This is a genomic window from Streptomyces sp. NPDC032198 (assembly GCF_040636975.1).
Classification (GTDB): Bacteria; Actinomycetota; Actinomycetes; order Streptomycetales; family Streptomycetaceae; genus Streptomyces.
Window position 1 is genome coordinate 42,389 of record NZ_JBEZVL010000002.1, and the last position, 13,468, is coordinate 55,856.

Here is a 13,468-nt window from a genome sequence, read left to right on the forward strand (position 1 = left end):
ATCGTACGTGCCCGGGCGCCCCGCCGGATAAATCGGTTCGCCACCTCCGAGCGGCGGGTGAGATCCTGGACGCCGTATGTCTACGCAGCCTGCCCTCACCCTCGACACCCTCGCCCCGCGTCTGTCCGAGCTGTCGCTGCGCGACGAGCACCGGATCGGACGCCGGCTGGAGGGTGCGCGCCGGATCCGCAAGCCCGAGGCCCGAGCCGCCGTCCTCGCCGAAATCGAGGCGGACGTCGACAAGGCCGCGGCGCGGATGGCCGAGCGGGGCAGCCGTCTGCCCAAGATCACGTATCCCGAACAGCTCCCGGTCAGCCAGAAGAAGGACGACATCGCCGAGGCGATCCGCGACCACCAGGTCGTGATCGTCGCGGGCGAGACGGGCTCCGGCAAGACGACGCAGATCCCCAAGATCTGCATGGAGCTCGGGCGCGGCGTCCGGGGCATGATCGGGCACACCCAGCCCCGGCGTCTCGCGGCCCGCACGGTCGCCGAGCGCGTGGCCGACGAGCTGAACACCCCGCTCGGCGAGGCCGTCGGCTGGAAGGTCCGCTTCACCGACCAGGTCGGCGCCGACACGTACGTGAAGCTGATGACGGACGGCATCCTGCTGGCCGAGATCCAGACGGACCGCGAGCTGCGCGCGTACGACACGATCATCATCGACGAGGCCCACGAGCGGTCCCTGAACATCGACTTCCTGCTCGGCTATCTCGCCCAGCTGCTGCCCAAGCGCCCGGACCTGAAGGTCGTCATCACCTCGGCGACCATCGACCCGCAGCGGTTCTCCCGGCACTTCGGGGAGGCCCCGATCGTCGAGGTCAGCGGCCGTACGTATCCCGTGGAGGTCCGCTACCGCCCGCTCCTCGAAGAGGACTCCGAGGACAGCGACCGCGACCAGATCACCGCGATCACGGACGCCGTCGAGGAGCTCCAGGGCGAGGGCAAGGGCGACATCCTCGTCTTCCTCTCCGGAGAGCGCGAGATCCGCGACACGGCGGACGCGCTGAACAAGAAGAACTACCGCTTCACCGAGGTCCTCCCGCTCTACGCCCGGCTCTCGCACGCCGAGCAGCACCGCGTATTCCAGCGGCCCGATGCGGGAACAGCAAGACGCATCGTGCTCGCGACGAACGTCGCGGAGACCTCCCTGACCGTCCCGGGCATCAAGTACGTCATCGACCCGGGCACGGCCCGCATCTCCCGCTACAGCCACCGTACGAAGGTGCAGCGGCTGCCCATCGAGGCGATCAGCCAGGCCAGCGCCAACCAGCGCAAGGGCCGCTGCGGCCGTACGTCGGACGGCATCTGCGTCCGCCTGTACTCGGAGGAGGACTTCGTCGCCCGCGACGAGTTCACCGACCCGGAGATCCTCCGTACGAACCTGGCGAGCGTCATCCTGCAGATGACGGCGGCCGGTCTCGGCGACATCGAGAAGTTCCCCTTCATCGACCCGCCGGACCACCGCAACATCCGCGACGGCGTACAGCTCCTCCAGGAGCTCGGCGCGCTCGACCCCACGCAGAAGGACCCGAAGAAGCGCCTCACCCAGGAAGGCCGCAAGCTGGCCCAGCTGCCGGTCGACCCGCGCCTGGCCCGCATGGTCCTGGAGGCCGACAAGAACGGCTGCGTACGCGAGGTCATGGTGATCGCCGCCGCGCTCTCCATCCAGGACCCGCGCGAGCGCCCCGCCGAGAAGCAGACGCAGGCCGACCAGCAGCATGCGCGCTTCAAGGACGAGACCTCCGACTTCCTGGCCTTCCTCAACCTGTGGCGGTACATCCGCGAGCAGCAGAAGGAGCGCGGCTCGTCGTCGTTCCGCCGGATGTGCAAGTCGGAGTACCTGAACTTCCTGCGGATCCGCGAGTGGCAGGACATCTACACGCAGCTGCGTACGGTCGCCAAGCAGATGGGCATCCATCTCAACGAGGACGACGCCCCCGAGCAGCAGGTGCACATCTCCCTGCTCGCCGGGCTCCTCTCCCACATCGGGATGAAGGACGTGAAGGAGTCCAAGGACAGCGACCCCAAGCAGCGCGGCGGGCGGGGCGAGTACCTGGGTGCGCGCAACGCCAAGTTCGCGGTCTTCCCGGGCTCCGCGCTCTTCAAGAAGCCCCCGCGCTTCATCATGTCGGCCGAGCTCGTCGAGACCTCCCGCCTGTGGGCCCGGGTCAACGCGCGCATCGAGCCGGAGTGGGTCGAGCCGCTCGCCCAGCACCTCCTGAAGCGCACGTACAGCGAGCCGCACTGGGAGAAGGACCAGGCGGCGGTGATGGCGGTCGAGAAGGTCACGCTTTACGGCATCCCGCTCGTCACCGACCGCAAGGTGAACTACGGCCGCATCGACCCCGAGGTCTCCCGCGACCTGTTCATCCGCAACGCGCTCGTCGAGGGCGACTGGCGCACGCACCACAAGTTCTTCGCCGCCAACCGCCGCCTCCTGACCGAGGTGGAGGAACTGGAGCACCGGGCCAGGCGCCGCGACATCCTCGTCGATGACGAGACGCTCTTCGACTTCTACGACCAGCGGGTGCCCGAGGACGTCGTGTCCGGCGCGCACTTCGACTCCTGGTGGAAGAAGAAGCAGCGCGAGGAGCCGGAGCTGCTCGACTTCGAGCGCTCGATGCTGATCAACGAGCGTGCCGGTGACGTCTCCAAGGACGACTACCCCGACTCGTGGCGGCAGGGGCCGCTCAAGTTCAAGGTGACGTACCAGTTCGAGCCGGGCGCGGACGCGGACGGCGTCACCGTCCACATCCCGCTCCAGGTCCTGAACCAGGTCACCGCGGACGGCTTCGACTGGCAGATCCCGGGCCTGCGCGAGGAGGTCGTGATCGAGCTGATCCGCTCCCTGCCCAAGCCGATCCGTCGGCACTACGTCCCCGCCCCGAACTACGCGAAGGCGTTCCTGGAGCGGGCCGTGCCCCTCCAGGAGCCGCTGCACGTGACGCTCGCGCGCGAGCTCCAGCGGATGGTCGGCGTGCCCGTCACACCGGACGACTTCGACCTCACGCGCGTACCGGACCACCTGAAGATCACCTTCCGGATCATCGACGAGCGGCGCAAGAACCTCGCCGAGGACAAGGACCTGGAGGCGCTGAAGCTCCAGCTCCGCCCGAAGGCCCGCAAGGCGCTCTCCCAGGCGGCGGCCGCGACGGCGGAGAAGGCGGGCGGCTCGGCGGTCGAGCGCTCCGGCCTCACGGACTGGTCCATCGGCTCCCTCAGCCGCGTCTTCGAGACGCGGCGGGCGGGCCAGCCGGTGAAGGCGTACCCGGCGCTCGTGGACGACGGTTCCGCGGCGAACACCGTCTCCGTACGCCTCTTCGACACCGAGGCCGAGCAGCAGCAGGCGATGTGGAAGGGAACGCGCCGCCTGATCCTGCGCAACATCCCGGTGAATCCGGCCAAGTTCGCCTCGGACAAGCTGACCAACGCCCAGAAGATCGCCCTGTCCGCGAACCCGCACGGCTCCATCCAGGCGCTCTTCGCGGACTGCGCGATGGCGGCTGCGGACAAGCTGATCGGCGACTTCGGCGGTCCCGCCTGGGACGAGGAGTCGTACCGCAAGCTGTACGAGAAGGTGCGCGCGGAGATCGTCGACACGACGGTCCGCACGGTCGGCCAGGTCCAGCAGGTCCTCGCCGCCTGGCAGGCCTGTGAGCGCCGCCTGAAGTCGACGAAGAGCCCGACGCTCCTGGCCAACCTCGCGGACGTCCGGGCGCAGTTGGACGCCCTCATCGGCCCGGGCTTCGTCACGGCCACCGGCATCCGCCGCCTCCCGGACCTGATGCGCTATATGACGGCTGCCGACCGGCGCCTCCAGCAGATGCCGACGAACGTCCAGCGGGACACCTCGCGCATGGAGAAGGTCCACGAGATGCGGGACGAGTACGCCTGGCTCCTGGAGCAGCTCCCGCAGGGGCGGCCCGTGCCGCGGGAGGTCCTGGACATCCGCTGGATGCTGGAGGAGCTGCGGGTCAGCTACTTCGCGCACGCGCTGGGCACGGCGTACCCCGTCTCGGACAAGCGGATCGTGAAGGCGATCGACGCGGCCGCGCCGTAACGGACCCTTAACGCAGAGCGAGTTCGACCGCCGGGCCAGGCCTGCTGTACAGTTTCGTCTCGCAGCGCAACGCAGCAATCAGCGCCGCAAAGCAAGGTCCTGTGGAGCAGTTTGGAGTGCTCGCCACCCTGTCAAGGTGGAGGCCGCGGGTTCAAATCCCGTCAGGACCGCAGTAAAAGCAGGGCCGCAACCGCTCGCCGGTTGCGGCCCTGCTTCGCGTCCCGCCCCACGCGCCCGCTCGCCACCCTGTCGAGGTGGAGGCCGCACCCACTCACCGGTTGCGGCCCTTCTTCGCGTCCCGCCCCCACGCGCCCGCTCGCCACCCTGTCGAGGTGGAGGCCGCGCCCGCGGCGCAGCCGCAATCAGACACAGCAAATCCCGCCAGGACCGCCGACCAAGAAGGGCCACACCCGCTCGCCGATTGCGGCCCTTCTTCGCGTCCCGCGTCCGTCATGGATTCGGGCCCCTTCGCGTACGCCGGCACGGGCCGCATCCCCCGGGGCGCGGCCCGTTCGTGTGCTCGCGTCTTGACTGCGTCACATTCCGCCGGTACCTAGACATCAGGGAGCGGGGCGGGACCGGTTCCTCATCTGGAGGTGGCGTATGACGGCTTCAGCGGCGTCCGCACGGCACGAGACTCGCGCTCTCCTGCGCGCCCACCTTTCCGCGGCGACGAGCTATCGCCATCTGACCCGGCACTGCCCGATCTGCCACCGGCTGGAGCGGCTCGCCCTTGAGACCTCCTCCGCCGCCTCTCCGGGCGCTCAGGGCGGCTGTGAGGGCGGCTGCGAGCCGAGCGAGGACGAAAGTCCCCCGAACGCGTGACCAAAGCCGCCCCGCGGCCTGCCCCGGCGGTGGGAGGGTGAGAGGGAAGCAACTCCCCTGCACCCTCCGGGATCTCCTCTAGCCCAGAGGTGTCGCCGGCAACAAGGTTCACGGCATGTGACGGGTGTCACCGAAGTCGTTTTGAAAAACCCGGAACTTACACCCGCCCTACAACCGGTCAATTTAATATGTGCAATTGCACCACCCGGCACGAGGTCCACCGAGCGTCCGCCCGGGTGCCACAAGGCCGGCGGAAGGGCGCCACCACAGCCTCCCCACAGGACGGCCCCAGCACTCCTCAGAGACCAACAAGCCCGCTCACAGCGGCGCTCACCAGGGCCTCCTGGGTGCACAAAAAAGATCGCGCTGGACCCGGCGGAGTCCAGCGCGATCGAAACGACTCACCCATGAGGCTCAGGCGTGGGACCCGTTGGGGCGGGACCCGCGTCGCGTGTAGCTATTGGTCGGACGGTGCGGCCGGGTTGGGGGACCCGACAGCGGACGTACTTTTCGTCCGGGTACTGCGGTTATGCGGTAAATCAGGCCTCGCTGCGCTGCTGCGGGATACCCGCGAGCAGTGCGCGGACCTCGGCCTCGCGGTAACGGCGATGCCCGCCGAGCGTGCGAATCGACGTGAGCTTGCCAGCCTTGGCCCAGCGCGTCACCGTCTTAGGGTCGACGCGGAACATCGTGGCAACCTCAGCCGGGGTCAGCAGCGGCTCGGCATCAGGGGTGCGAGCGGTCATGAGCGGCCTCCTCGGAGAACCGAACCTTCTCGGTTCATTCCTCTAAATTCTGCACCTTGACCCGCGTTGCCCGAAATGGCGGACGCGGGTCGAGTCGGTTATAGGACGAACGGCTTGTCCTCGGCACTACAACTACACCATCCGTCCAGCCACGTCGGCCAAACCGATGGAATTGCCCTCCCAGGTGTCTATCAGCGACGGAAGCCGATGGACCATGCCATAGCGGACAGTCACGCCACAGTGACGATCAGTCACAGAGCGATCAGGAGTCAACAGACCCCCCATAGCGTGCAATGCTGAGCATTCCGCCCGTACATGAACGGAAGGAGCCCTCCCCGGACTCCTTGTCCTATTTTGGCACGAGGGGGGGTGATGGGCGCAAGAGCCCAGTAAGTGCGGTCCGTCACGCTTGATACAAAAGCCCGGATCGGGACCTACGTCCCGTGTAGGCGACACGTAGGGACGACCCACGCACGCCTGGCTGACGTTCAGTTCGAGAAACCGCTGACGTTCAGTTCGAGAACCGGCCGACGTTCAGTTCGAGAACTGGCGGTCCCGGACCGCCCTCCATCGCTCCATGAGCCTCGCATACGCCTCGCCGGCCCCCTCGCCGTCGCCGTTGCGCAGCGCCTCGATTCCCTCCGCCACGTCCGCCGCCGAGTGGTCGTCGGCGAGCTGCTCCTCGGACAGGGCGTGCACGAGCCCGCCGTAGTCGAGCTCGACCAGGGAGCGCGGATGGAACTCCTCCAGCCACCGGCCCACGTCCGTGAGTCCCTCGACGAGCGGTCCGTCGTCGAGGGTGTCCCGCAGCGTCCTGAGCCCGCGGGCCACCCTGCGCCGGGCCTGCACCATCGGCGTGCGGTAGCGGAGGACGGGCGCGCAGGCCACCGCCTCGCCCTCGGCGCCGTCGGACCCCGCAGCGCCCTCGTCGCCCCTCTTCTCGTAGCCCTTCTCGAACTGCCGCTCCTCGTCCGCGACGAGCACGAACCAGTTCAGCGGCACCTGCCACGTCGACGTACGGATCCAGGGGCGCGCGTCAGGGTTCCGGGCGAGCCACTGTTCGTAGTCCGCGGCCGTCTGGCGGCGCACCACCGGCGGCAGGACCGCGTCGAGGACCGGCATCGGCAACTGCCCCGCCAGCTCCCCCAGGGCCTGCCAGCCGCGCAGCCGGGTGCGCCAGGGGCAGACGCACACCACTCCGTCGGCCTCCACCACGAACGCGTCGCTGCTCTCGTGCACCGGCACGGGCACCGGCGGGGTGGGCAGCAAGTCGGCCAGGGAGCGGCGGAGTTCGTCCTGGTACGAGGGGCGGTCGGTACGTCGCGCGTAGCGGGCCCAGTGGCCGCGCTCGGGCTCCGGGAAAGCGGCGAGGGGCTCATAGACGCGCAAGTAGGACGCGTACGGGACGACCAACGAAGACACCTTGGGCACGGCTGCTCCCTCCCCCGCGTACCGGCTGGAAAACACTGCAAATCGTGCCATGGCCGAACTCCGCCGTACCGGTCGCTGCGCCGGGAGAGGGTGATCCTCGGCACTGCGCGGCCACCGGGTTCTTCCAGGCTCTAGTCTCATGCCCATCGGGCCCCGCCACCCGCACGGGCGCCCGCCCAACCGCCGCCACTTGACCGGGAGTCACCACAGTGACCGAAGCAGACAACGGCGTCCTGCACACCCTGTTCCACTCGGACCAGGGGGGCCATGAGCAAGTAGTGCTCTGCCAGGACCGTGCCAGCGGCCTCAAGGCCGTCATCGCCATCCACTCCACCGCCCTGGGCCCGGCCCTCGGCGGCACCCGCTTCTATCCGTACGCGAGCGAGGAAGCCGCCGTCGCGGACGCGCTGAACCTCGCGCGCGGGATGTCGTACAAGAACGCCATGGCCGGTCTCGACCACGGCGGCGGCAAGGCCGTGATCATCGGCGACCCGGAGCAGATCAAGAGCGAGGAGCTGCTCCTCGCCTACGGCCGCTTCGTCGCCTCGCTCGGCGGCCGCTACGTGACGGCGTGCGACGTCGGTACGTACGTCGCCGACATGGACGTCGTCGCACGTGAGTGCCGCTGGACGACCGGCCGCTCCCCCGAGAACGGCGGCGCGGGCGACTCCTCCGTGCTCACCGCGTTCGGTGTCTTCCAGGGCATGCGGGCCAGCGCCCAGCACCTGTGGGGCGACCCGTCGCTGCGCGGCCGCAAGGTCGGCGTCGCGGGCGTCGGCAAGGTCGGTCACCACCTCGTCGAGCACCTCCTGGAGGACGGCGCCGAGGTCGTGATCACCGATGTCCGCGAGGAGTCCGTCACCCGGGTCACCCACAAGCACCCCTCCGTGACGGCCGTCGCCGACACCGAGGCGCTGATCCGGGTCGAGGGCCTCGACGTGTACGCCCCCTGCGCGCTGGGCGGCGCCCTGAACGACCAGTCCGTGCCGGTGCTCACCGCCAAGGTGGTCTGCGGCGCCGCCAACAACCAGCTCGAGCACCCCGGTGTGGAGAAGGACCTCGCCGACCGCGGGATCCTCTACGCGCCCGACTACGTGGTGAACGCCGGCGGCGTGATCCAGGTCGCCGACGAGCTGCACGGCTTCGACTTCGACCGGTGCAAGGCGAAGGCGTCGAAGATCTTCGACACCACTCTTGCCATATTCGCTCGTGCGAAGGAAGACGGCATTCCGCCGGCCGCGGCGGCCGACAGGATCGCCGAGCAGCGGATGGCGGAGGCCCGCCTCCGCTGACCCCGCAGGTGCCGCGAAGGGGCCCCGCCGACGTGCGCGAGAGACAAGACTCACCCCCGTCGGCGGGTCGCCCGGCAAGAAGAGGTTAAAATCGCAGTTGACCAGCGAGGACGGGGCTCCTCGCCGGTTCTGCGCTTAGGCGCGTCCTGCGGGCGACGTACCGTATGGCCGCAGGAGCAGGTACCGTGGAAGCCCTACGGACCGGCCTCTCCACGGAGAGCCCGTTCCTGATCATGAACGCGTGTCAAGACTCTGGGGTCACCAAGCCCCATATCCGAGGGGGTCGAGCCATGGGGCGCGGCCGGGCAAAGGCCAAGCAGACGAAGGTCGCCCGCCAGCTGAAGTACAGCAGCGGCGGGACTGACCTCTCGCGTCTGGCCAATGAGCTGGGCGCTTCGACTTCGCAACAGCCGCCGAATGGCGAGCCGTTCGAGGACGACGACGAGGAAGACGACCCGTACGCCCAGTACGCGGACGTGTACAACGACGACGATGACGAGGACTCCGCCGACGAGTCCGGGCCTTCGTCGCAGCGCCGCGGCGCTTGACCTCGTTGCATTCGCAGCACCTGCAGTATTCGCAGTTCTCGTAGCAACTGCACCTCACCCGGTCCGGGGTGGTCACCACACCGGACCGGGTTTTGTGCTGCCCTGAGGACTGCCCCGCAGGCCGCCGCACGGGCCTACTTCGCGTAGTCACCGATGAGCTCTGCGCCCGTCGCGTGGTCGCCGCGCTCGGTGATCTCACCGGCGATCCAGGCGTCCACACCGCGGTCCGCGAGGGTCGCCAGGGCCGCGTCGGCGGACTCCTCGGGGACGATCGCCATCATGCCGACGCCCATGTTCAGCGTCTTCTCCAGCTCCAGGCGCTCGACCTGACCGGCCTTGCCGACCACGTCGAAGACCGCGCCGGGCGTCCACGTCTCACGGTCGACGATCGCGTGCAGACCGTCCGGGATGACCCGGCCCAGGTTCGCCGCGAGACCGCCGCCCGTGATGTGGCTGAAGGCGTGGACGTCCGTGGTGCGGGTGAGCGCCAGGCAGTCCAGGGAGTAGATCTTGGTGGGCTCCAGGAGCTCCTCGCCGAGCGTGCGGCCGAACTCCTCGACCTGGCGGTCCAGGGACCAGCCCGCGCGGTCGAAGACCACGTGCCGGACGAGCGAGTACCCGTTCGAGTGAAGGCCGGAGGCCGCCATGGCGATCACCGCGTCACCCTTACGGATGCGATCCGGGCCGAGCACGCGGTCGGCCTCGACCGCGCCCGTGCCGGCGCCCGCGACGTCGAAGTCATCGGGGCCGAGGAGACCCGGGTGCTCGGCGGTCTCGCCGCCGATGAGGGCGCAGCCGGCGAGGACGCAGCCCTCGGCGATGCCCTTCACGATGGCCGCGACACGCTCGGGGTGGACCTTGCCGACACAGATGTAGTCGGTCATGAAGAGCGGCTCGGCGCCGCACACCACGATGTCGTCCATGACCATCGCGACCAGGTCGTGCCCGATGGTGTCGTACACGCCGAGCTGGCGGGCCACGTCGACCTTCGTGCCGACGCCGTCGGTGGCGGAGGCGAGCAGGGGGCGCTCGAAGCGCTTGAGGGCGGAGGCGTCGAAGAGTCCGGCGAAGCCGCCGATGCCGCCGAGGACCTCGGGACGCTTCGTCTTCTTCACCCACTCCTTCATCAGCTCGACGGCGCGGTCGCCCGCTTCAATGTCGACGCCCGCGGAGGCGTAGCTGGCACCGGTGGTCTCAGACATGGTGATTGAGAGCTTTCGTGTCGTTACTACGGGTGGCTTACGGGCGACGGATCGCGTCGGCCGCTGCCGTGGACGCCGGACCGGCGGCCAGCTCCGTCTCCAGGAGCTGCTTGCCGAGCAGCTCGGGGTCGGGGAGGTCCATCGGGTACACGCCGTCGAAGCAGGCGCGGCACAGGTTCGGCTTGTCGATGGTCGTGGCCTCGATCATGCCGTCGATGGAGATGTACGAGAGGGAGTCGGCGCCCATGGACTTGGCGATCTCGTCGATCGTCATGCCGTTGGCGATGAGCTCCGCGCGGGTCGCGAAGTCGATGCCGAAGAAGCAGGGCCACTTCACGGGCGGGGAGGAGATCCGGATGTGGATCTCGGCGGCCCCGGCCTCGCGGAGCATCTTGACCAGGGCGCGCTGGGTGTTGCCGCGCACGATCGAGTCGTCGACGACGACCAGACGCTTGCCCTTGATGACTTCCTTGAGGGGGTTCAGCTTGAGACGGATGCCGAGCTGGCGGATCGTCTGCGAGGGCTGGATGAAGGTCCGGCCCACATAGGCGTTCTTCACCAGGCCGACACCGAAGGGGATGCCGGAGGCTTCCGCGTAACCGACCGCGGCGGGCGTTCCGGACTCCGGGGTCGCTATGACGAGGTCGGCCTCGGCGGGAGCTTCCTCGGCGAGTTTCCGGCCCATCTCGACGCGCGAGAGGTAGACGTTCCGGCCGGCGATGTCCGTGTCGGGGCGCGCCAGATAGACGTACTCGAAGACACAGCCCTTGGGCTTCGCTTCAGCGAATCGGGACGTTCGCAGTCCGTTCTCGTCGACCGCGATGAACTCGCCGGGTTCGACCTCGCGGACGAAGCTGGCGCCGCAGATGTCGAGAGCGGCGGACTCCGAGGCGACGACCCAGCCACGCTCCAGGCGGCCGAGGACCAGCGGGCGGATGCCCTGCGGGTCGCGGGCCGCGTACAGCGTGTGCTCGTTCATGAAGACGAGGGAGAAGGCGCCCTGGACCTCCGGGAGGACCTTGGTGGCCGCTTCCTCGATGGTCAGGGGCTTGCCGTCGTCGTCCACCTGGCCCGCGAGGAGAGCCGTCACCAGGTCGGTGTCGTTGGTCGCCGCGACCTGGGTCGCGCGGCCGTTCTCCTTGGGCAGGGCGGCGACCAGCTCGGCGAGCTGGGCCGTGTTGACGAGGTTTCCGTTGTGCCCGAGCGCGATGGAGCCGTGCGCGGTGGCACGGAATGTCGGCTGGGCGTTCTCCCAGACGGAGGCTCCGGTGGTCGAGTAGCGGGCGTGACCGACCGCGATATGACCCTGGAGCGAGCTGAGGGAAGTCTCGTCAAAGACCTGGGAGACGAGCCCCATGTCCTTGAAGACAAGGATCTGGGAGCCGTTGCTGACCGCGATTCCCGCGGACTCCTGGCCTCGATGCTGGAGGGCGTACAGCCCGAAGTAAGTGAGCTTGGCGACCTCTTCACCCGGAGCCCAGACACCGAAGACGCCGCAAGCGTCCTGGGGGCCTTTCTCGCCGGGGAGCAGATCATGATTGAGTCGACCGTCACCACGTGGCACGACATCGAGTGTAGGCGAGATCGACCACTGGTCCGAATTGGGGATACGGGCCCCGCACGGAGCGTGATGACGGCGCCGATGCGTACGTGGAGTACGAAGCCCTTGTGAACAGGTGAGCGGGAGCGTTGACAGGGGCGTCCGGGTCCCGTGAAGCTCCTGGTCCATGCCCCTGCAACCCCTCGGTGACCCGTCGGTCACCCTTGTGGAGCGCCGCCACGTCGACCTGGTCCGTGTCGCGAGCGCCATCTGTCGCAGCGCTGCCTGAACTCACTCTCCGTCTCCCTTCTTCCCGACTCCGGGTACGGGCCGCTGCCGCGCCGTGCCCCGTTCAGGAGCGCCGCCATGCCCTCGTCCTCGTACGAAAAGTCCGCTCTGTCCCGACGTGCCTTCACCGGTGCCGTGGGTGCCGGTGCCGCCGCCGCGGTGGGTCTGCCCGCCGCCGCCGAGGCCCGGGAGCGGCCCTTTCGGGCCGCCCCGGGCCGAAGCGCCGAGCGGCCGAACATCCTCTTCATCCTCGGCGACGACCTGGGCTGGGCGGACCTCTCCTCCTACGGGTCGCCGCACATCAAGACCCCGAACCTGGACCGCCTCGCACGCCAGGGCGTGCGGTTCACCGACGCCTACTCCGGGTCCGCGACCTGCTCGCCGACCCGCTTCAGCCTCTACACGGGGCGCTTTCCCGGGCGTACGAAGGGCGGGCTCGCGGAGCCGATCGCGGACAAGTCCGTCGGCCTCGAACCGACACATCCGACGCTGGCCTCGCTGCTGCGGGACGCGGGGTACGCGACGGCCCTCATCGGCAAGTGGCACTGCGGCTACCTGCCGGACTACTCGCCGACCCGATCGGGCTGGGACGAGTTCTTCGGGAACTTCGGCGGGGCCCTGGAGTACTACTCCAAGCTCGGGCTCGGCGGTGAGTACGACCTCTACGAGGGCGACGCCGAGTACAAGGACCTGCGCTACTACACCCGCATCCTGACCGAGCGGGCGAGCGAGTACGTCCGGCGGGACCACGGCGACAAGCCGTGGCTGCTCAACCTGAACTTCACCACCCCGCACTGGCCGTGGATAGCGGACGGCGACAAGGAGGAGAGCGCCGAGATCGTACGGAGGATCGAGGCGGGCGAGAAGGGTGCGCTCTGGCACCAGGACGGCGGCTCCGTCGAGAAGTACACGGAGATGGTGCAGGACCTGGACCGGTCGGTCGGCGAGGTCCTCAAGGCCCTGAAGAAGTCCGGGCAGGAGCGGAACACCCTCGTCTTCTTCGCCTCGGACAACGGCGGTGAGCGCTTCTCGTACAACTGGCCCCTGTCGGGCAACAAGGCCTCGCTCCAGGAGGGCGGCATCCGCGTGCCGACCATCGTGCGCTGGCCCGCGCGCCTCGACGGCGGGCAGGTCAGCCACGAGCCCGTGTTCACCCCGGACTGGACGGCGACGCTCCTGGAGATCGGCGGTGCCAGGCCGAACCCCGCGTACGAGCTGGACGGGACCAGCCTCGCCCCCTACCTCCTCAAGGGCGAGGAGCTCGCCGAGCGGGAGCTGTTCTGGCGGGTGCGCGGGGAGCGGGCGCTGCGGCGCGGGCAGTGGAAGTACTACCGGGGCAAGGGCGGCAAGGACCAGCTCTTCAACCTCGCGGCGGATCAGCGCGAGCAGGCCGACCGGGCGCCGGACGAGCCGAAGCTGCTCGCCGATCTGAAGGCGGCCTGGGAGAAGACGGACAAGGGGCTGCTGCCGTACCCGGGCGCGTGACCTGGGCTTCGCGGGGACCCGGTCCGGCTGTGGGCTGCCTGAACCCGG

10 protein-coding genes and 1 tRNA gene are annotated in these 13,468 nt (G+C 69.0%); 7 read left to right on the plus strand and 4 right to left on the minus strand.

Going from position 1 to position 13,468, the window contains the following annotated elements:
* The first annotated feature begins 76 nt into the window (after nucleotides 1-76).
* The 3 genes from hrpA (at nucleotide 77) to AB0E78_RS05290 (ending at nucleotide 4,888) form a co-directional block, all read left to right on the plus strand.
* A complete protein-coding gene (gene hrpA / locus AB0E78_RS05280) occupies nucleotides 77-4,063 on the plus strand; it encodes an ATP-dependent RNA helicase HrpA (protein WP_361828651.1) in 3,987 nt (1,328 codons plus the stop codon).
* A 95-nt stretch (nucleotides 4,064-4,158) separates the two neighbouring features.
* A tRNA-Asp gene (locus AB0E78_RS05285) sits at nucleotides 4,159-4,233 on the plus strand.
* Nucleotides 4,234-4,666: 433 nt separating this feature from the next.
* A complete protein-coding gene (locus AB0E78_RS05290) occupies nucleotides 4,667-4,888 on the plus strand; it encodes a DUF6274 family protein (RefSeq protein WP_361828652.1) in 222 nt (73 codons plus the stop codon).
* A gap of 539 nt (nucleotides 4,889-5,427) precedes the next feature.
* On the opposite strand, the gene bldC is transcribed toward AB0E78_RS05290, so the two are convergent.
* A complete protein-coding gene (bldC, locus tag AB0E78_RS05295) occupies nucleotides 5,428-5,634 on the minus strand; it encodes a developmental transcriptional regulator BldC (protein ID WP_003949541.1) in 207 nt (68 codons plus the stop codon).
* Between the two features lie 534 nt (nucleotides 5,635-6,168).
* Nucleotides 6,169-7,065 (minus strand): hypothetical protein, encoded by an 897-nt coding sequence (locus tag AB0E78_RS05300; RefSeq protein ID WP_361828653.1) that lies wholly within the window; start codon nucleotides 7,063-7,065, stop codon nucleotides 6,169-6,171.
* A 209-nt stretch (nucleotides 7,066-7,274) separates the two neighbouring features.
* Here AB0E78_RS05300 and AB0E78_RS05305 point away from each other — a divergent pair, with 209 nt between their 5' ends.
* Nucleotides 7,275-8,357: a Glu/Leu/Phe/Val dehydrogenase dimerization domain-containing protein gene (locus AB0E78_RS05305; RefSeq protein WP_361828655.1), complete on the plus strand. Its 1,083-nt coding sequence runs from the start codon at nucleotides 7,275-7,277 to the stop codon at nucleotides 8,355-8,357.
* A 290-nt stretch (nucleotides 8,358-8,647) separates the two neighbouring features.
* Nucleotides 8,648-8,905: a DUF3073 domain-containing protein gene (locus tag AB0E78_RS05310; RefSeq protein ID WP_361828657.1), complete on the plus strand. Its 258-nt coding sequence runs from the start codon at nucleotides 8,648-8,650 to the stop codon at nucleotides 8,903-8,905.
* A gap of 134 nt (nucleotides 8,906-9,039) precedes the next feature.
* Here AB0E78_RS05310 and purM read toward each other — a convergent pair whose 3' ends face one another.
* Both purM and purF read right to left on the minus strand, forming a co-directional pair.
* On the minus strand, nucleotides 9,040-10,107 hold the full coding sequence (gene purM / locus AB0E78_RS05315) for a phosphoribosylformylglycinamidine cyclo-ligase (RefSeq protein WP_361828659.1): 1,068 nt from the start codon (nucleotides 10,105-10,107) through the stop codon (nucleotides 9,040-9,042).
* Between the two features lie 37 nt (nucleotides 10,108-10,144).
* A complete protein-coding gene (purF, locus tag AB0E78_RS05320) occupies nucleotides 10,145-11,671 on the minus strand; it encodes an amidophosphoribosyltransferase (protein WP_361828661.1) in 1,527 nt (508 codons plus the stop codon).
* A gap of 163 nt (nucleotides 11,672-11,834) precedes the next feature.
* Here purF and AB0E78_RS05325 point away from each other — a divergent pair, with 163 nt between their 5' ends.
* Both AB0E78_RS05325 and AB0E78_RS05330 read left to right on the plus strand, forming a co-directional pair.
* Nucleotides 11,835-11,936 carry a putative leader peptide gene (locus AB0E78_RS05325; RefSeq protein ID WP_361193438.1) on the plus strand — a complete coding sequence of 34 codons (102 nt, stop codon included), beginning with the start codon at nucleotides 11,835-11,837 and terminating at the stop codon, nucleotides 11,934-11,936.
* Nucleotides 11,937-12,013: 77 nt separating this feature from the next.
* Nucleotides 12,014-13,420 (plus strand): sulfatase-like hydrolase/transferase, encoded by a 1,407-nt coding sequence (locus AB0E78_RS05330; RefSeq protein WP_361828662.1) that lies wholly within the window; start codon nucleotides 12,014-12,016, stop codon nucleotides 13,418-13,420.
* Nucleotides 13,421-13,468 lie beyond the last annotated feature (48 nt).